Origin of the sequence: Nostoc sp. (assembly GCF_036917155.1) — a bacterium.
Lineage (GTDB): Bacteria > Cyanobacteriota > Cyanobacteriia > Cyanobacteriales > Nostocaceae > Nostoc.
In genome coordinates this window covers 1-18,114 of the sequence record NZ_JBALDZ010000165.1, presented here as the reverse complement: position 1 = coordinate 18,114, position 18,114 = coordinate 1, and the positions used below count along the sequence as shown (strand labels likewise).

Here is an 18,114-nt window from a genome sequence, read left to right as displayed (position 1 = left end):
AAGCTATTAGGTTATATGTGTAATGGGTGGAATCATGCTCCTGGGTGTGATTGTGGCTGGGGGGGAGCCTATGGGACTCACGGCGATGGAAACTTGCTTTCACCTAGCCTTGGAAATGTGATAAATCGCAGCCGTAATTCAAATATTTTAAAAGATGAGGAAGCAAAAACATTTCCAGTTTCCTGTCCGTGGTGTAAAGCAAGCGTTTTCTACCATACCAACGGGTTTGGTGATTCGGTTTACTTTGATAGCTTAGGCTATCCTTGGCAAGTCCATGAATGTTTTAAGAGGTATTGGGAAAATAATAAAGCTTCATTAAAAACAAATTCAAACTCGCCTGAAATCAATCAACTATCTGCCTTCTTTGGTATGATAGCCAATCAGCAGAAACGATTAATACTTGTAGGGGCTGCTCGCCAAATTCCAAATGTCATAGTTGGAGAATTTCTCATCTACAAAATAACAGAAGAATCCCTAGCAAAACAGATGAAAATTCCTATACAACAGCTGAGAAATCTTTATGGACATTTATATATTCAAGAAACTACTGGGATCAAGATTTTTTCAGATGAAGAATTAGAAGATATAATAAAATCGAAAGTTAAAACAAATACAATTAATAATCAGCAGCAAGCTTTTTCTCATAAATCTAATCAACCAAATAATCTTATTCCATCTCCATATGACCGTGTTCCATGTCGATATTGTAAACATAATGTTAGAAGCGACCGATTAGAAGAACACATCAAAAATAAGTGTGTAGTAAAAAATAGTCGCGTAAATGCAATTACCAACGAGAAGCAAATTGTCTCTACTAAATTTAATCAGCCAAATAATCATGTTTCGTGTCCTTATTGTAAGCAAGCTATTAGAAAAGACAGATTACAAACCCATCTAAACAAAAAGTGTTCCAAATTTTTCCGTAAGTAAATACAAATCAATCTGTCGCCTGGTCGATCATCAGAGGCTATGGAGGCAGATTAAGGAATAACCTAATTATTAATTTCCAATAACCCAGGCGGTGGTGTAATTTCAATGCGATTAGATTTCAAATCTACCACTGGTGCGATCGCTTCCACAAATGGAATCAAAACAGTCTTTTGCTTTTTATCGCCAGCAAATGATTCATGGAACTTTACTTCTAACAAATCATTGCCAGCAGGGATAATGTCTACCACCGTACCCACGAGTTCGCCAGATACCTGCATGAAGACTTCCAAACCAATCAAATCGAGGACATGATATTCATCTTCGCCTAATTGGGGGCGATCGCTAGCTGGCACCATTAACGTACAACCGCGCAACGCCTCCGCTTGATCGCAATTTTCCACACCAGCTAATTTGATTACATACAAGTTTTTGTTACTGATATAACGCCCTGTTAATAATTCGATTGGTTGCGGTTCTGTGTCACCTGAACGCAACAACCAACGTTTTCCCGGCACTTCAAACCTTTCAGGAAAGTCTGATACAGGATAAACCCGTAATTCTCCAGACAATCCTTGAGGGGAAACAATTTTACCAATTTCTAGCCAATTATCTGATTTGTCATTAGTCATTAGTCATTTGTTATTTGTTATTAGGCATTGGGGAAAGAATTCTTATAACTCCTAACTCCTAACTCCCCCTAATCAGGCAGTCACAGCCGCACGCTTATAAGCTTCTTCAGCTACTTTTGCTAAACGTTGCATAGCAGTGGCAATTTCCTCATCGCTGCCGGTGAGGCTGATGCGGAAGCATTGGTGCTTGTGCGCCCACTCTTCCTCTAAACCGGGGAAGAAGGTACTTCCAGGGACAATAATCACACCTACTTGCTTAACTTGCTGATAAAATTCCCAATCACTTATGGGTAAATCCTGTAACCATAACCAAGCAAAAATTGCTCCTTCACCGCGATGGAGGAACCAAGGTAAATCCTTGGGCATCGCTTCTTCTAAGCTGGTTTCTAAAACGGTAAATTTATTTTGGTAAAAGGGACGGATGACAGTGTGGGAAATTTCCACTAAAGCACCAGAATTGATTGCATAAGCTGCGATCGCTTGGCCGTAACGTGAAGAATGGAGACTCATATTTGCCTGAAAACACTCCAGCACCTCAATCCACTTTTCATCCCCAATAGCTATACCAATTCTTTCCCCTGGTAATCCCGCTTTCGATAAACTCATGCAGTGGAGGATATTTTCACCAAACACTGGTGTCATTTCGGTAAAGTTTAATGCTGGGAAGGGAGGCGCATAAGCGGAGTCAATTAACACGGGTAGATTGTAAGGCGCAGTTAGGGCGGCAATCTTTTTCACCTCATCATCGGTGAGGACGTTACCAGTAGGATTACAGGGGCGAGAGAAAAGTACACAACCAGTATTTTCTGTAATCGTAAGTTTGCTGAAGTCGGGGCGATATTTAAATCGGTGGGCAGCTGCATCAATATCGAGAGTTGGTTTGTAGGCAGTTAAGGCTTTTGGAACTAAGCAGATACCACCGTAACCTGTGTAGTCAGGGCTGAGGGGCAAAACGATTTGTTTTAACTCGCCGCTGGGGGTGTAGCCACCGAAGGTATTGGCAGCGTAGAAGTAGAGGGTTTGACTACCGGGGGTGATCAGGATATTGCGATCGCTTAAGTTTAACCCGTAGCGTTTGTTGAAGTCGTTAGCGATCGCTTCAATGAATGGTGCATAACCCTGACTTGAGCCGTAGCGGCAAACTACCTCACCATATTCTGGACTAGCAAGAAGTTGTGCAGTACAATCCCGCCATAATTGCTCTACCTCTGGCAAAATCAACGGATTACCAGCACTCAAATTAATAAACTGCTGCCCTGCACCCGCTCGTAATGTTTCGATAATATCCTTCATGATTGCTCTGACGCCAGTCAGGTTGGACATTTGAGCGCCGATTTGAGTTAGGGCAGGGTTCATAAGCTGTAATAAAATATATTAATTGAGGGGTGGACAAATTATTTGGGGTTTGCTGCTGACATCCAGTTTACATCGTTGTCAAAACAGCTGTTGCCGCCTTTAACCAATCTAGCTAGAGAATGATATTTTAACAAAGGTAATAATATTTATCGTTATAGCGGCGATCGTGCTGAGTAAATCCAATGAAGTAATACAAAAATTTATCATGTGTTTAATATTATGGCTCTTCAGTACTTGTTATACTAAATACGTCTGTAAATTAGCTTAAAACCCTTGCTGGGCAATAATAACAGCCGTCACTCTTAGCGCTTGAGGTAAGATTTTTGAAATTGAAGCTATAACTCCCTGTAAGGCTTGATTTTCAAGGCAAGTGACGGACTTTAATTAAAAGTTCAGCATAATACGTACTGAAGAACCAATATTATTTGATGAGGGGACTGGATACTGGGGATTGAGGACTGGGGACAAAGAGAATAACCAATGCCCAATGCCCAATGAAAAAACTATACAGGAGCGCTGACATTGGAAGTTAAAGCAGCAGTAGCTTACAGCGCAGGTAAGCTGTTGACGATTGAAACCGTTCAACTATCGGGGCCACAAGCCGGCGAAGTCTTAGTTGAGGTGAAAGCAAGCGGGGTTTGTCATACCGATGCTTTTACCTTATCTGGTGATGATCCCGAAGGTTTGTTTCCGGCTATTTTGGGACATGAAGGTGCTGGTGTGGTTGTGGAAGTAGGCGCTGGTGTCACTAGTCTCAAACCAGGGGATCATGTGATTCCTCTCTACACTCCCGAATGTCGCCAGTGCGAATATTGTTTGAGTTTCAAAACTAATCTCTGTCAAGCCATTCGCCTAACTCAAGGACGCGGTGTAATGCCCGATGGCACCAGTCGCTTTAGTGTGGATGGGCAGATGATTCATCATTATATGGGTACATCCACTTTTGCTAACTATACGGTGCTGCCAGAAATCGCCTTAGCAAAAATTCGCGAAGATGCGCCGTTTGATAAGGTTTGTTACATTGGCTGCGGTGTGACTACTGGTATTGGTGCAGTCATTAATACTGCCAAGGTGGAACCTGGGGCAAATGTCGTGGTTTTCGGTTTGGGTGGTATAGGCTTAAATGTCATCCAAGGGGCGCGGATGGTAGGGGCAAATATGATTGTCGGGGTAGATATTAATCCCAACAAACGCGCCTTGGCGGAAAAGTTTGGTATGACGCACTTTGTTAATCCTCAAGAAGTAGAGGGTGATTTAGTTCCCTATCTGGTTGATTTAACAAAAGGCGGTGCTGATTACAGCTTTGAATGTATTGGTAATGTCAAATTGATGCGTCAAGCATTAGAATGCTGTCACAAAGGTTGGGGTGTCAGCGTGATTATCGGTGTTGCTGGTGCTGGACAGGAAATCAGTACTCGTCCTTTTCAACTAGTAACTGGGCGCGTTTGGAAAGGTTCGGCATTCGGTGGCGCTAGAGGGCGTACAGATGTGCCAAAAATTGTTGATTGGTATATGGAAGGTAAGATAAATATTGATGATTTGATTACCCATGTAATGCCCATTGAGCAAATTAATGATGCTTTTGAATTGATGCACAAGGGTGAATCAATTCGGAGCGTGGTAACTTTTTAATTCTTAAAAGGGCGGTTAGAAACCGCGTCTACATAGGCAAAACCCACCTCTGTGGGTTAAAAAAAGCTTTATAATCGCCAGTTTTACCCAACATTATAAAAAAAATAGAGCAGTTGCACTGTAATACAACTGCTCTAAAAAGTACTTAGATAGATATTTTCTATCTATCCACAGATCCCATAATTACGTCAACACTACCGAGAATGACCACAATATCTGCAACCTTCATGCCACGCAGTAAATGTGGGACAATCTGGAGATTGTTGAAGTCCGCTGCGCGAATCTTCCAACGTGCAGGAAAGACGTTATCATCGCCAACCAAGTAAATTCCCAATTCACCTTTACCACTTTCTACACGAGAGTAGATTTCACCTTTGGGAATCTTAAAGGTGGGGGAAACTTTTTTACCGATGAATTGATAATCAAATGCGTCCCACTCGGATTTTTTACCTGCGGCTAAACGCTTGGCTTCCAGATTTTCGTAAGGGCCGCCAGGAAGTCCTTTAATTGCTTGGCGAATAATCTTCACAGATTCGCGCATTTCCCGCATCCGCACCACGTAACGGGCAAAGCAATCACCAGCAGTTTCCCACTGTACATCCCAGTCGAAATCGTCGTAGCATTCGTAATGGTCAACTTTCCGCAAATCCCATTGCACGCCAGATGCGCGTAACATTGGTCCAGAAAGTCCCCAGTTAATTGCTTCTTCACGGGTGATAGTACCAATACCCTCAACACGTCGCCGGAAGATGGGGTTATCGGTTACTAAGCGTTCATACTCATCAACTTTGGGTAATAGGTAGTCGCAGAATTCTAGACACTTATCTACCCAACCGTAAGGTAAATCGGCTGCTACTCCACCAACGCGGAAGTAGTTGTTATTCACCATCCGATAGCCTGTGGCAGCTTCCCACAAATCATAAATCATCTCCCGTTCCCGGAACTGGTAGAAGAAGGGAGTTTGAGCGCCCACGTCAGCGAGGAAAGGGCCAAACCATAGCAAGTGGTTTGCGATGCGGTTCAACTCCAGCATGATGACGCGGATGTAGCTAGCGCGTTTAGGGACAGCGACACCTGCAAGCTTTTCTGGGGCGTTGACAGTGACGGCTTCGTTGAACATTCCCGCAGCGTAGTCCCAGCGACTAACGTAAGGGACGTACATTACATTAGTGCGGTTCTCAGCAATTTTTTCCATTCCCCGGTGCAAATAGCCGATAACTGGTTCACAGTCAACGACATCCTCGCCATCCAGAGTCATGATTAGCCGCAGAACCCCGTGCATTGAGGGGTGGTGTGGCCCCATGTTTAGCACCATTGGTTCAGTGCGGGTTTCTAGTCTGGTCATAGATTTTGTGTTCTCCGTTCGTGAAAAGATTGAATTGAATCGCCCAGATGCCAACCAGACCCGATTTATCTAGTCTGCCAAAATGAGGTTTGTAGGAGCAATCTATATAATTAGGACTCTACAGGGTTATGTTGGAGAGAGGATAGCAGGCGAGGAGTTGTAATTGATGTTTCATTTCGTTGCACCTCTTCAATTATTATAGGGAAGCTTGATATGCAAGGGATTGAGGCACAGGTTTTTTTCATGTAATCTCTTTTTGCATTTAAAATCCTGATGTTGTTAAATCCTGTTCAATCTTGTATAAATTAGTAGCCCTGTTACAGTGAAACAGCCCTAAATGGTGAATCTCCCTAATTGATTTTCTCTGCTTGCTCTGTGCCTCTGTGGTTCGTTAAAAAAGCCAATTCTTACAAATCAGATAATTAAATTTATAGCCGCACAACTAAGAAATTAGTCCATCCCATTTATTTATCAAAAATAAAATTAAAGATGAAATCAGATTCACAAACACCGCTAGATTTAGAATATCTGGCTTTTTCCCATATTTCTGTTTTGGGTCGGGAGGTAATTGAGGGTTTGGCGGTGCGTCCAGGCGGACATTATTTAGATGTGACGGTAGGCGGTGGGGGTCACAGTCGCCTAATCTTAGAAGCTGCTGCGGATGTGCGGGTAACAGCAGTTGATCAAGATGAGGATGCTTTAGCAGCAGCGAGGAAAGAATTAGCTGAATTTGGCGTTAGCGTTCGCGAAGCGTCTCCGTCAGGAGAAGCTCCTCCGAAGGAGGCTCGCATACAATTTATTCATCGCAATTTTGCTGACTACGAATTTCCCACCAACACTTTCGATGGTATTTTAGCCGATTTGGGGGTGAGTTCTTACCATTTAGACCAAGCAGAAAGGGGTTTCAGCTTTCGCCAAGCTGCAAATTTGGATATGCGAATGGATCGGGGGCGATCGCTAACTGCTGCTGATGTGATTAATAATTGGGATGAAGCCGAATTAGCAGATATTTTCTTTAAGTACGGTGAAGAGAGATTATCGCGGCGTATTGCTCGTCGTATTGTCGAACGGCGACCGTTGCACACAACTACAGAATTGGCTGATGCGATCGCTTCTTCTGTTCCCCCTAAATACCGTTATGGGAGAATTCACCCCGCTACCCGTGTTTTTCAAGCTCTGCGAATTGTCGTCAACGATGAGTTAAAATCCCTAGAAACCTTTTTAGATAAAGCCCCAAATGCCCTTGTCCCTGGTGGCCGAATTGTGATTATCAGTTTTCACAGTTTAGAAGACCGCCCGGTGAAGCATGGTTTAAGAAATTCACCTTTATTAAAAGTCTTGACAAAAAAGCCGATTATTGCTCAAGAAGAGGAAATTGCGAAAAATCCGCGATCGCGATCGGCCAAGCTAAGAATAGCCGAAAAGCTGCTGTAACTGCAATGCAGCCTTAAACTGCTCCATCTCGTGGCTCAGGGCTGCTGCTGCATTAGCTCAATGGCTACTACTTACCTTTTTTCTTGTCTAGTGCTTCTTGGATAGCACGTCTACAGAATTCTGGCGGGTCTTCTTGTGCTTTCACCTCTTCCTTCATATCCTTAGTAACCCGGAAACTGAGATTATCGGTTAACTCTCTACTTGGTTGAGATGATTCAAAATTTTGAGGGTTCCCCTTGGGGTTAGGCATTGTTGAGATATATAAATAACGCTTGATTTGATGTATACAAGGAAATAGAGTTTTAAGTCGGTAGGTATCATCCCTGGAAAAGTTGTTACCTACCGATACCACTTTTACAAGAGGTAACTCTATTTTATGTTCACGCGTTCCGAGTTAGAATTGAACCTCACACCACTAGAAGTGGCGTGATTCCTGCTTCAACGATCTGAGCCGGAATAGAAAACAGGACTTACAAGTTCTTTCCCCTCTGCCCCTCTGCCCCTCTGCCCCTCTGCATTTCAAGCTTGTGAGAAATGCGGGTATAGACTTGCGATGCCTATAACGGGCTGCGCCTATGGAAATTGCCTGTTGCTCATACTCTTGCTCAAGTGTTGAGTACAAAATTTTTTTCACCACCACCAAGCCTTTCAGGTCACATAAGCGTTAGCTTAAGAAGATGTACCAGTTGTGCCAAACAAAAAGTAATTTTTAGAGATTTCTAGGAAACTAGTAAATAACTATATAATGAAAAACTTTCAGGAGGAGCGGTAGTGAGCCTACAGACTCTCGTTGACCAAGCCACCATCCCCCCAGATTCAGGGTCAGCATCTAGTCCCTTTGAGGTAGATAGCTTTAATGAAGCTGTCATGTCCACCTACGGCCGGTTTCCCTTAGCCCTAGAACGGGGTGCTGGATGCCGGGTTTGGGATACACAGGGAGGAGAATATCTGGACTTTGTGGCGGGAATTGCCACTTGTACTTTAGGACATGCCCATCCAGCGATGGTAGAAGCGGTGACACGTCAAATCCAGAAGTTGCACCATGTCTCTAATTTGTACTATATTCCTGAGCAAGGTGAATTGGCAAAATGGCTTGTCAATCATTCCTGTGCCGATCGCGTATTTTTCTGCAATTCTGGGGCTGAAGCTAACGAAGCCGCAATTAAACTAGCACGAAAATATGCTCACACAGTATTAGACATTGAAAAACCAATTATTCTAACCGCCAATGCCAGTTTCCACGGGCGGACTTTGGCGACCATTACCGCTACGGGACAACCAAAGTATCAAAAGTACTTTGACCCCTTGGTTCCTGGGTTCCACTACGTAAATTACAACGATATTAACGCTGTGGAAGTGGCGATTAGTGAGTTGGATGAAGGCGATTATCGGGTGGCAGCAATTCTAATCGAGCCATTGCAGGGAGAAGGCGGTGTACGTCCAGGAGATGTTGCCTACTTCAAAAAACTCCGGCAGATTTGCGACGAAACTGGCATTTTATTGATTTTTGATGAAGTGCAAGTTGGTATGGGGCGCAGTGGCAAATTATGGGGTTACGAACATCTCGGCGTTGAACCGGATATTTTCACCAGTGCCAAAGGCTTAGGTGGCGGTATCCCTATCGGTGCAATGATGAGCAAGAAATTCTGCGACGTTTTTCAACCAGGGGAACACGCTAGCACCTTTGGCGGAAATCCTTTTGTGTGTGGTGTAGCACTCGCTGTTTGCCAGACATTGGAACGGGAAAATATTTTGCAGAATGTGGAAGATAGGGGTGAACAGTTGCGAGATGGATTGAGAGCGATCGCAGCCAAATATCCTCAGCACATTAGCGAAGTTCGGGGTTGGGGTTTAATCAACGGTTTGGAGTTGCGAGCCGACATTGCCCTAACCGCAGGCGATGTTGTCAACGCTGCCATCAAAGAGGGCGTATTACTAGTACCAGCCGGGCCCAAAGTAGTCCGGTTTGTGCCACCGCTAATTGTCACAGAGGCGGAAGTAAACACTGCCTTGCAAGCTGTAGACAAGGCAATCGCGGTTCTCACCAAATAGAATACTGTTTGTTTTGTGTAGAGACGTTGCATTGCAACGTCTCTTTTTCATTCTGGGGAAATTTCCCGATAAGCTTGCCGACACTGCTCATAATTGTCTGGCAAAATATCGGCATTACCAAAACATAATTGCTCGTGAGTGGTAATTAAAGTTTCATAAGGCTGTATGGGAGTCACAGCCGATCGCAGTAATTGCAGATATTCTCCATCTGTACGGCTGAGTTTGTGAGGTGCGATCGCGTTTTGATGTAACTGCTGCAACATTGCTAAATAAATACAACGGCAAGCTTCACGGTAGTTACCTTGACGGTAAAATTCTTGCGATCGCTCCAACAAAAGGGCTATGGATGATTCACCAGAGGGAGTTTTGACGCGAAAATCAATGAGATTGCCAGTTTTATTGAGCCAAGAATATATATAAGGACTGAATTCTCGCCATAATCGCCAACACACCCAAGCGATAAATAAGCCCAGTACCAGCCAAAACAAGAATTTCAGCAACTCAGCAAGCCAAGGGCTAATCGACCATCCAGTAGGCAATTCTGGCAAAGCTTGCTCAAAGCGGTAAAACTGGTATTCCCACCATTCACCCGCTTGTTGTTGGAATTGAGATAACTGCCAACTCCAGCTAGTTTTTTCAAAAGTTTCTGTCATAGGGGGGAGTGGGGAGTGGGGAGTGGGGAGTGGGGGAGATGAGGAAGCAGGGGGAGCAGGGGAGAAGCAAGGGAGCAGCGAGCAGGGAGAAGAATTTTCCCCTCCGCCCCCCGCACCCTGCCCCTCTGCCTCTTTTCAATGCCCAATGCCCTTCAGGAGTGCTGAGTGCCTAGTGCTGAGTTGGGAATTTCACTTCTTTACTCAGCACTCGGAACTCGGAACTGTTTTGCCCAATGCCCAATGCCCAATAACTAACGACTCTTTTTTATCATTATCGAGCCGATAACAACAAGTAGGGCACCGAATGCAAGAAATCCTAAATCCCAAGCTAACTGATTTGGGCCTGGTTTCACGTGATGGATACCGAGAATTTGGTGGTCAATTAAACCTTCAACCAAGTCGAATAACCCAGTTCCAATCAGTATTGATCCAATAAAAGTCTGTGATGACCAAGGAACATCATCACGCCCTCCAGCACGCCATAGTAACACAAGTCCGACCACGGTAAATACCCAATTCAAGGTATGAAATAACCCATCCCACACAATGTTCAAATCTATATTTGCCGTGTTGGTCAGAGGTCGGATGTTACTGAGCATGTGATGCCACTGGAGGATTTGATGCAGTAAAATCCCATCAATAAACCCTCCAAGACCCACACCAAGAAAAATTCCAGCAGTAATCAGCGGTGCGCGTCGGTTGAAGGTTTCACTTTTCGCCTCCATTGTCAACCTCATAGATAGGCTTTTTTACCATACTCAGTGCTGAGTGCTGAGTGCTGAGTTCTGAGTAAGAAGAGGAGTACTCGGTACTTTCGCACTTGGGTTTTTGCCCTGCCCGAAGTCAAGCGGAATTTTTTTCTATGGAGTTGGTTGATACCCCGCCCCTTGTGGGCGGTCTTTCAACTCAGCACTCGGAACTCAGCACTCTTCATAAAAATACAACTCTTTGAGGAGAAATATCTTCTATCTTGAGGCAAGTAAAATCATTCAATTGACGGCGTTTTTCAAGTAATTGAACTACACCATTTACTTGAAAAATGCTGTAAATTAATCAGTCTTCAAATTTAATCTGCATACCCGCCTTCACTGGATCGAAATCTTGGGGAAAATGGGTGTTGCGTTGGCGTAGCCTACCGTAGGTAATCGTAGTCTACTTTTTCCAGGTTCGCTCCTTTGAGAGAGGCTTGGCGGAGATTCGCTGACATCAATAATGCTCCCCTAAGATCGGCATCCTTCAGATTCGCTTGACCCAGATCGGCAAAACTCAAATCAGTTCCCCTTAAATTAGCCCCACTCAGGTTAGCTTCACTCAAGTCAGCATAACTAAGGTCAGATCCTTTCAAGTTAATGCTTTGCAAGTCAGCATTACCTAGTTCTGCTTTACTAAAGTTCCGTTTTCCGGCTGCATAACTCTCCACAAGAGTAGCGGTACTATTGATGGGCTGCTGAGAATTGACTTCAGGCATATAACAGCGTTACAGGTTGCTAGTTATTACTTTCAGATACCCTTTTTAATTACGAATTAGTAATTATTTGGTCATCCTTCCTAAATGTAATACATTAGTTCCTTCTGTTCTCGGATTGCTCTTCGATCGCAAAGGTCTTGGAGTGTATATTTTTCCAAAACGGAGTTAGCAGCCTGACGTGCTTCCTGCCAGACTTCCTGAATTAGCTCACCTTCTACCGTGTTGGGAGTCGGCTCACAAGGAGAGACAACAATATCTGACCCCTCCATGCAGCTAAAAGCATCAAACACTGTAATCTTTGAAGGATCTCGTGCCAAAACATAACCACCTTTGGCTCCCCGTATACTTTTAATTAAACCTCCACGTCTTAATGTTGCTAGAAGTTGTTCTAGATAGCGGTTCGGTATGTCTTGCAATGCCGCTATTTCTCGAATTTGCAGGGCTTCACCCTTAGGGTAGCAGGTTGCCAACTCTAACAGGGCTAGAAGCGCGTATTCTGATTTATTAGAGATTACCACAGGCGTAATATTTTAAACTCATACCTAAAAATACAAAGTCTTGAAGTCTGTTTCCTTAAGCTAATGCTAAGAAAACTTTACAATCAACCTATTGTCGACCGGCTAACTCTACTTTAAAGACCTTTTAGGATAGAAGCAAATACTTTTTTTTTTAAATTCAATAAATAAAAGTGATTGATTATTATACAGTCTTCATATCTGAAAAGTGAGTTAAAAGCTTAGTGTATCTAGTACCGCAAGGCGGAAGTCGCTTCTCTACGAGACGATGCGCTAACCAGTCATACAGAATTCATTCTGTAACTTGCTTCCCTGAAAGGGTATTCTGACTCCTGAATTCTGTTCGATAAAAGCACTTTTTTGGGGCTGTGGAATTTTTACACTTACTCTTTGGCGCATTTGAGATACAGGAACCTAAGTAGAAGGGGGTTCAGCAAAGAAAATTGTTTCGTCTCGTGGCTGTTCTCCGCCAATACGTTCGACTTTTCGCTGACAACAGCCACAGAGAAAATAAAAGCGAATGCTGTCAGTGTCGGGTTTTATTAATTTAGCTAAACGCGATCGCAATTTAGCATACTGAGTGGAAGTAATATCGCATTCAAACACACTCAGCTGCATCCATTGTCCGTAAGACTTGAGAATTGAATGAATTTTAGTCCGACGCTTATCTTCTGGAATGTCGTAGCTGACAACAATGTACATGGGAGTGGGGAGATGGGGGAGATGGGGGAGATGGGGGAGGTGAGGGAGATGAGGGAGGTGAGGGAGATGGGGGAGATGGGGGAGGTGAGGGAGATGGGGGAGGTGAGGGAGATGAGGGAGATGAGGGAGATGAGGGAGATGAGGGAGAATGACTAATTATTTGAGAATTAAAGGGGGATATTTATCGATTTCGTTCATGAGGTACTTACTCAATAACCTCGCCTGAATTTCAAAGGCTTCTTGGTAGGTGCATTTGTTTCCCATGACTGGATGTTTGAAAGTTGATAGTTTCTTTTGTTGGTAGGCGCTAAGAAATGTACGTAATCCTTCTTTGGTTAAATTTACGGCACCACTGAGCGGTTCGGTGGTAAAGTCAGGTAAGGTGAGCGATCGCTTGTTAATCAGCGACAATACTACAGCATCCACTATTAAAGGACGAAATTCTTCCATCAAGTCTAAGGCTAGGGAAGGTCTACCATAACGCTCGACGTGTAAGTATCCGAGATAGGGATCGAAGCCGACAATATTTAAAGCACTTTGCACATCATGGCGTAGTAATGAATACCCAAAACTCAGTAGGGCATTAACTGGATCGGTTGGTGGGCGGCGGCGTCTGGCTTCAAATTGAAATTCTGAGGTTTTAATTAGCTGTTGAAAGCAACCGAAATAGGCTGCACTACCGACACCTTCTAAGCCTCTGAGGGAATCAATATTGTTAGTGTTTTCAATTGGTGCGATCGCGTTTTCCAATCGAGTGATGTTATTATTCAGGTCAATATCAGGATGTTCTCGCTGAGTGCGAAGTAAGCTATGACGGTAATTTTTTAATTTACCCCGCACAAATCCTTTGACTAAATGTATCGCTGGTTGTGATTCTCCTACAGCTTGCCATTGGGCTTTACGAACAAAGATATTTTTAGTAACTTCTGGTTCTAAACGCCCTAAATATCGTCCGTTTTCTGTGAGAAATGTTATACAAATATGACGATTTAAAAGTTCACTTACAACTGATGGTGAAACGGTAGCCCGTCCTAGTACTACAATTCCTTCTATTTTAATTAAAGGGATATCCAAGATTGTTTTTTGTTCAGCTTTGACAGTGAGACGTTCGTCAAGTTTGCCAATAAAAGCATCAGTTTGTGTTACGTAAACTGTTCCCATTTTTGATGATTCCTAGTAATAATTGGTGGTGGGCGAATTCTATTGGCCAGGGTATGATTTAATTCAATACAGTTCAGTTAAGGGCTAATGGTAAAAATTTTGGGTTTTTGAGACGCGATAAATCGCCGTCTCTACAAGTGTTTTGGTCTTATCTGAACTGTATTGTGATTTAATTTACTTCTTGATAACTTTTGACTCTATCGGTTGCTTTGGGTAAACATTGCGAATAAAGACTGCATCCTTGGCAGCGTTTGCTGTAAACTGGTTTTGGCATTGCTCCTGTTTCTAGGAGATTTGTGACAGATTCAATAGTCGCGATCGCACTTTGCCGTAACTCTTGATTAATCTCTACTAATTGCCGTTGATGGGAGTGGGCATAATAGATATATCCAGTGTTAACAGGTTGTCCTGTCATTTCTTCTAAACATAAGGCTTGGGCACAAACTTGTAACTCATCGTTATCCCATTCGCCTTTGCGTCCCCGTTTGTATTCCACTGGGTAAATTTGACCGGATTCGGCTTCAATCAAATCAGATTTACCGATGAGTTTATATTGCTCCGACTTGAGCCAAATTGCTCGAATCTGCCAAGTTTCTCCTCGCTGTATATCGCTTGTCGTGTGGACGCGATCGTGTAATGTAGTGCCTTCAATTGTATATTGATTATCCGTAAATTCCCCTGCACAAAACATCCGCCAACAGCGATGCGGACAATAGGGCTGCTACAATGTTTGCATATCAGTTAACAAAAAGCTGATTTCCACATTCTGAGCATTTATTGAGCATTATGGTAAACAGTAGTAAAACACCGACTGGGAAAGCTAGAAAAGGGCAAGTAACCATAAGGGAAGATTCAGGGTCAATCAAGGCTTGTTTCCCTAGGACTCATTTTGCTGATGAGAAGCAAGTCAAGTTAGCGACTGGTATCTCCCTAGTAGAGGGATGGGAAGCTAAAGCAAGTCAATTACAGCGACGATTACAATTAGAACTTGATGAAGGTAAGCTGGGTAAGGCGGATGGAACCTTCAATAAAGATAGATATCATGAAATACTGTTTGAGTATGGCTTTAGACCGAATTTAAGGGTCGTGAAAGGAGAAGACGTCGTAGGATTAGATAGTCAGCTTCCTCCCAAGCCTGAGTTATCTCTAATGGAAGTATGGGATATGTATTGTTCGTTTAGAAGGGAGAGTCTTGCAGAAACCGTATATCAATTAAAATTCAAGGGAGAGTATTTACGTGCCATCAAAAAATCATTAGATGAAGTTGGTGAGCGTCCTCTGGAGATACGTAATTGGTTACTAGAAAACTACAGTCATTCAACAGTTAAGCGAATTTTGTCTTGCTTATCAGAGGCTTATCGATTAGCTATTAAGCAAAAAATAGCTAATCAAAATCTTTTTGACGGGATGGCAGAGGATATTAATACCAAAAAAAAAGGTGAGCGTATTATCGACCAAAACAAAGAAATAGAAAGTGATGACGATGTATTAGACAAAAGTAAGGCTTACACGTGGGATGAAGCACAAGAAATATTGAAATATATCCAAAATGATAGTAGCAAGATCAAGCATTACTACAATCTCATTAAATTTAAATTCCTTACTGGATGTAGGACAGGTGAGGCGATTGCTATTTGGTGGGCAGATGTTGACTGGGGAAGAGAAAGGATACTGTTAAGAAGAAATTACAACAATCGTCTCAAAATCTATAAGTCTACTAAAAACGACACAACGCGTATGTTCCCCATGCCTAGAGATGGTGAACTATGGAATCTCTTAAAATCGATACCACAAGGTGAACCAAATGAGAATCTATTCAAAAATAAGGCGGGCAAAGCGATAAATGCTGATTCACTTCAGCGTGTATGGCATGGATACGAAGCCTCTCGCAATAAAGGTATTATCCCTGAGTTAATCAAACAAGGTAAGGTGAAAAAATATCTACCTTGCTATAACACACGGCATACCTTTATTACCCATCAGATATTCGATCTGGGTAGAGATTCAGCGATAGTAAATACATGGTGCGAGCATAGCGAGGAAATGTCTAGGAAACATTATAGAGATATTGCAAAGTATGCAACTCAAATTAATCCTGAACTACCAGCTAATAATCAGCAATCAGAATTTAATCTACTCAATGAACAACTTCGTAAACAACAAGAGTTGATTGATAAACTTCTCAAGGACAAAGAATGATACCCCATAAAATAAAGTGACAAAAAAACTGACATAATTTCTGTCAAAATAAATGACATAAAAAGTGTCACTTTAAAATATAGGGTATACCTCATAAAAATACCCCAAGATTGCAATACTGCTTTCCTGGGGTATTAGTGTGCTAACACTTTCTAGGAAGCAGTATTCCAAGTAATTCCATACATCGAAGAATAGTAAGCACCGATGCTATTGATGTTGGCAAGAGTTGGGGAAAGTACTATTGTCGTTTCTGCAATGTACCCATTGGTGAAATTTTGGGCGCTTCCATCCCACTTTGCACCAATAATATCGCGATTTTCGTACCCTCCGCTTACTCCTCTGATTGCCCCACTATTACTGCCACCGCTAATATTAGTTCCACCGTTCACCCAAGATTTCCACACATTACTCAGCCGTGCGAAAGCTTTGATGTACCAGGTATTGAGCGACATTGTGAGATTTGTTTGCACGAGTGAACCACCTGCGACACTGTAATCATTTGTGCAACTCATTTGTAATCCCCAGTTACCAGAAGTGGCATTCCCACCACCATAGCTGCAAGAGGCAGTAGTGCCATAATTTACTACTTGAAATATTACAAAATCGCCTGGGTCGGCTATCAAGTTTGCATTACCCAAGTCTAGGTAATTCGTGGAGCCATTGAATAGCAATGCTGGATAACCATTGATGATATTGGTTTTATAGGTTGGCTGGGCTGTACCCGATGCCGTTGCAGTAATGTTATTCCCGCTACTATCGCTAATCGACCCTACGCTAACGCCATTTACATATCCCGATTGCTGTGCTGCGCTAAAGCGATATTTTGGGGTAAGTGGGAATGTTGGCACTGTGGGTATGCTGCTATAGCTACCGATTATACTCCAGCCAGTAGAAGTGAAGTAAACTAACGTTACTTCAGTATTTGGGGTATTGATGTAAAAACTACTGTACGGGAATCCACTAGACGCAGCGATGCCTACAATATTGCTATTGCTGCTGTTGTTTTTCCCCAAGCCAATCGTTACTGCCTTGCCATTACTAGGAGCCGCTGGCAAAGTAATAGTAAAGCTACCAGACGAACAATCAGCAATAATGTTGTCACCCGAACTTGCGGTATAGTTACTATTTTTGTATATCCATACTGGACTGCTGCTTCCACTTGATAAGCCTGAAAATAAGTTTGCTTCAGTAATTTTGTAAGGAGTACCACTACTGCTAATTGCAAAAATATAGTCACCACTCACAGGTGAAGTTTGCACTGTTGATGGTATGGAGTTCGCCGCTACACCATTTTGCAGTGACGATATTTCACCATTTATTGTAGTAATGCTGGATGCTTGGGATGTTTGTGTGCTTTGCAGTGAAGATACTTCTGAGTTCAGAGTATTTATGCTACTCGCGTTAGCTGTAATGTTTGATGCGTTAGTAGCAACATTGGAGTTCAACGTTGTAATGCTGCTTGTATTACTAGATATGTTTGCCGTATTAGTAGCCACTTCACTATTAAGTGTCGTGATACTTCCATTAATAGAAGTGATATTGCTACCTTGGGATGTTTGGGCAGATTGTAGTGTTGATACTTCAGAATTTAGTGTAACAATGCTAGCTGTATTAGCCGCGATATTGGTCGTATTTGTGGCTACTGCTGTACTTGTTGCAGTGTTATTTTGCAAGCTTGTCACTTCACTTTCAAGTGTCGATATTTCACTCTCCAATGTTGCTAATTGTGAATCACTACTTCTATAAAGTGGCATATTTTTATCCTTCTATTAAATCGTTAGCGTCAACAGTTTCTGTGTACAAAAATAGTGTACCTATCACCACATCAACACTGTTATCTTCCTTGTCAACGGCGATAATTGTACCGTAATTTTCCTTCCCTAGCGAGTCCCAGAATTTCACTTTCTGCCCTATAGTGACAGTAATTTCTTCGTACTCTTCACTTCTTATTTGCTGGTTTGTATACAACATTTCGTTTTTTACCTGTAAGGTCTACTAAGTTAATCGGAGGAACACTTGTGCCTACATTCAAGTAAGC

General features: G+C 42.7%; 17 protein-coding genes and 2 pseudogenes. 6 read left to right on the top strand and 13 right to left on the bottom strand.

Features of this window, described 5'->3' with window-relative positions:
• Positions 1 to 15: 15 nt before the first annotated feature.
• Positions 16 to 930, top strand: coding sequence for a hypothetical protein (locus tag V7K67_RS21830; protein ID WP_334732858.1), 915 nt, complete (start codon positions 16 to 18; stop codon positions 928 to 930).
• Positions 931 to 992: 62 nt separating this feature from the next.
• On the opposite strand, the gene rimM is transcribed toward V7K67_RS21830, so the two are convergent.
• Together rimM and V7K67_RS21820 are read right to left on the bottom strand one after the other, a co-directional pair.
• Entirely contained in the window at positions 993 to 1,559 is a 567-nt protein-coding gene (rimM, locus tag V7K67_RS21825; RefSeq protein ID WP_334732857.1) for a ribosome maturation factor RimM, read from the bottom strand.
• A gap of 72 nt (positions 1,560 to 1,631) precedes the next feature.
• On the bottom strand, positions 1,632 to 2,915 hold the full coding sequence (locus tag V7K67_RS21820) for a valine--pyruvate transaminase (RefSeq protein WP_334732856.1): 1,284 nt from the start codon (positions 2,913 to 2,915) through the stop codon (positions 1,632 to 1,634).
• Between the two features lie 522 nt (positions 2,916 to 3,437).
• Here V7K67_RS21820 and V7K67_RS21815 point away from each other — a divergent pair.
• Positions 3,438 to 4,547, top strand: coding sequence for an S-(hydroxymethyl)glutathione dehydrogenase/class III alcohol dehydrogenase (locus V7K67_RS21815; protein ID WP_334732855.1), 1,110 nt, complete (start codon positions 3,438 to 3,440; stop codon positions 4,545 to 4,547).
• Between the two features lie 160 nt (positions 4,548 to 4,707).
• Here the strand turns inward: V7K67_RS21815 and V7K67_RS21810 are convergent, their stop codons facing one another.
• Complete coding sequence (locus V7K67_RS21810; protein ID WP_179067814.1) at positions 4,708 to 5,892, bottom strand: NAD(P)H-quinone oxidoreductase subunit H; 1,185 nt, start codon at positions 5,890 to 5,892, stop codon at positions 4,708 to 4,710.
• 489 nt (positions 5,893 to 6,381) lie between these two features.
• Between V7K67_RS21810 and rsmH the strand changes: the two genes are divergently transcribed.
• Entirely contained in the window at positions 6,382 to 7,326 is a 945-nt protein-coding gene (gene rsmH / locus V7K67_RS21805) for a 16S rRNA (cytosine(1402)-N(4))-methyltransferase RsmH (RefSeq protein ID WP_334732854.1), read from the top strand.
• Between the two features lie 67 nt (positions 7,327 to 7,393).
• On the opposite strand, the gene V7K67_RS21800 is transcribed toward rsmH, so the two are convergent.
• Entirely contained in the window at positions 7,394 to 7,576 is a 183-nt protein-coding gene (locus V7K67_RS21800) for a hypothetical protein (RefSeq protein WP_334695333.1), read from the bottom strand.
• Between the two features lie 521 nt (positions 7,577 to 8,097).
• On the opposite strand from V7K67_RS21800, the gene V7K67_RS21795 reads away from it, so the two are divergent.
• Positions 8,098 to 9,378 (top strand): aspartate aminotransferase family protein, encoded by a 1,281-nt coding sequence (locus tag V7K67_RS21795; protein ID WP_334732853.1) that lies wholly within the window; start codon positions 8,098 to 8,100, stop codon positions 9,376 to 9,378.
• Between the two features lie 47 nt (positions 9,379 to 9,425).
• On the opposite strand, the gene V7K67_RS21790 is transcribed toward V7K67_RS21795, so the two are convergent.
• The 5 genes and pseudogenes from V7K67_RS21790 to cas2 all read right to left on the bottom strand — a co-directional run bounded on the left by V7K67_RS21790 (position 9,426) and on the right by cas2 (position 12,716).
• On the bottom strand, positions 9,426 to 10,031 hold the full coding sequence (locus tag V7K67_RS21790; protein ID WP_334732852.1) for a DUF4129 domain-containing protein: 606 nt from the start codon (positions 10,029 to 10,031) through the stop codon (positions 9,426 to 9,428).
• A 251-nt stretch (positions 10,032 to 10,282) separates the two neighbouring features.
• The gene (locus V7K67_RS21785; RefSeq protein ID WP_334711655.1) at positions 10,283 to 10,756 is read right to left on the bottom strand and encodes a DUF2243 domain-containing protein; all 474 of its coding nucleotides are present in this window, start codon (positions 10,754 to 10,756) and stop codon (positions 10,283 to 10,285) included.
• A 328-nt stretch (positions 10,757 to 11,084) separates the two neighbouring features.
• Positions 11,085 to 11,499, bottom strand: a pseudogene (locus tag V7K67_RS21780) (pentapeptide repeat-containing protein).
• An 80-nt stretch (positions 11,500 to 11,579) separates the two neighbouring features.
• Positions 11,580 to 12,017, bottom strand: a complete 438-nt coding sequence (locus tag V7K67_RS21775) for an RrF2 family transcriptional regulator (protein WP_179067482.1) — start codon at positions 12,015 to 12,017, stop codon at positions 11,580 to 11,582.
• A gap of 411 nt (positions 12,018 to 12,428) precedes the next feature.
• Complete coding sequence (cas2, locus tag V7K67_RS21770; protein ID WP_334732851.1) at positions 12,429 to 12,716, bottom strand: CRISPR-associated endonuclease Cas2; 288 nt, start codon at positions 12,714 to 12,716, stop codon at positions 12,429 to 12,431.
• A gap of 12 nt (positions 12,717 to 12,728) precedes the next feature.
• On the opposite strand from cas2, the gene V7K67_RS21765 reads away from it, so the two are divergent.
• A complete protein-coding gene (locus V7K67_RS21765) occupies positions 12,729 to 12,872 on the top strand; it encodes a hypothetical protein (RefSeq protein WP_335168366.1) in 144 nt (47 codons plus the stop codon).
• On the opposite strand, the gene cas1d is transcribed toward V7K67_RS21765, so the two are convergent.
• Together cas1d and cas4 are read right to left on the bottom strand one after the other, a co-directional pair.
• Entirely contained in the window at positions 12,873 to 13,877 is a 1,005-nt protein-coding gene (cas1d, locus tag V7K67_RS21760) for a type I-D CRISPR-associated endonuclease Cas1d (RefSeq protein WP_334732849.1), read from the bottom strand. It abuts the gene before it with no gap.
• 169 nt (positions 13,878 to 14,046) lie between these two features.
• Positions 14,047 to 14,592 (bottom strand): annotated as a pseudogene (cas4, locus tag V7K67_RS21755) (CRISPR-associated protein Cas4); the annotation flags it as partial.
• Between the two features lie 71 nt (positions 14,593 to 14,663).
• Between cas4 and V7K67_RS21750 the strand changes: the two are divergent.
• On the top strand, positions 14,664 to 16,076 hold the full coding sequence (locus V7K67_RS21750) for a tyrosine-type recombinase/integrase (RefSeq protein ID WP_335168364.1): 1,413 nt from the start codon (positions 14,664 to 14,666) through the stop codon (positions 16,074 to 16,076).
• Positions 16,077 to 16,228: 152 nt separating this feature from the next.
• Here the strand turns inward: V7K67_RS21750 and V7K67_RS21745 are convergent, their stop codons facing one another.
• Both V7K67_RS21745 and V7K67_RS21740 read right to left on the bottom strand, forming a co-directional pair.
• The gene (locus V7K67_RS21745; RefSeq protein WP_335168362.1) at positions 16,229 to 17,830 is read right to left on the bottom strand and encodes a hypothetical protein; all 1,602 of its coding nucleotides are present in this window, start codon (positions 17,828 to 17,830) and stop codon (positions 16,229 to 16,231) included.
• Positions 17,831 to 17,834: 4 nt separating this feature from the next.
• Positions 17,835 to 18,047 (bottom strand): hypothetical protein, encoded by a 213-nt coding sequence (locus V7K67_RS21740; protein WP_335168360.1) that lies wholly within the window; start codon positions 18,045 to 18,047, stop codon positions 17,835 to 17,837.
• Between the last annotated feature and the right edge of the window lie 67 nt (positions 18,048 to 18,114).

Bases quoted from the DNA above. Each gene is read 5' to 3' on its own strand.
- cas1d (WP_334732849.1), bottom strand. From the start codon at position 13,877: ATGGGAACAGTTTACGTAACACAAACTGATGCTTTTATTGGCAAACTT.
- V7K67_RS21785 (WP_334711655.1), bottom strand. From the start codon at position 10,756: ATGGAGGCGAAAAGTGAAACCTTCAACCGACGCGCACCGCTGATTACT.
- rimM (WP_334732857.1), bottom strand. From the start codon at position 1,559: ATGACTAATGACAAATCAGATAATTGGCTAGAAATTGGTAAAATTGTT.
- V7K67_RS21800 (WP_334695333.1), bottom strand. From the start codon at position 7,576: ATGCCTAACCCCAAGGGGAACCCTCAAAATTTTGAATCATCTCAACCA.
- V7K67_RS21740 (WP_335168360.1), bottom strand. From the start codon at position 18,047: ATGTTGTATACAAACCAGCAAATAAGAAGTGAAGAGTACGAAGAAATT.
- rsmH (WP_334732854.1), top strand. From the start codon at position 6,382: ATGAAATCAGATTCACAAACACCGCTAGATTTAGAATATCTGGCTTTT.
- V7K67_RS21810 (WP_179067814.1), bottom strand. From the start codon at position 5,892: ATGACCAGACTAGAAACCCGCACTGAACCAATGGTGCTAAACATGGGG.
- V7K67_RS21745 (WP_335168362.1), bottom strand. From the start codon at position 17,830: ATGCCACTTTATAGAAGTAGTGATTCACAATTAGCAACATTGGAGAGT.
- V7K67_RS21765 (WP_335168366.1), top strand. From the start codon at position 12,729: ATGGGGGAGATGGGGGAGATGGGGGAGGTGAGGGAGATGAGGGAGGTG.
- V7K67_RS21820 (WP_334732856.1), bottom strand. From the start codon at position 2,915: ATGAACCCTGCCCTAACTCAAATCGGCGCTCAAATGTCCAACCTGACT.
- V7K67_RS21750 (WP_335168364.1), top strand. From the start codon at position 14,664: ATGGTAAACAGTAGTAAAACACCGACTGGGAAAGCTAGAAAAGGGCAA.
- V7K67_RS21830 (WP_334732858.1), top strand. From the start codon at position 16: ATGTGTAATGGGTGGAATCATGCTCCTGGGTGTGATTGTGGCTGGGGG.
- cas2 (WP_334732851.1), bottom strand. From the start codon at position 12,716: ATGTACATTGTTGTCAGCTACGACATTCCAGAAGATAAGCGTCGGACT.
- V7K67_RS21790 (WP_334732852.1), bottom strand. From the start codon at position 10,031: ATGACAGAAACTTTTGAAAAAACTAGCTGGAGTTGGCAGTTATCTCAA.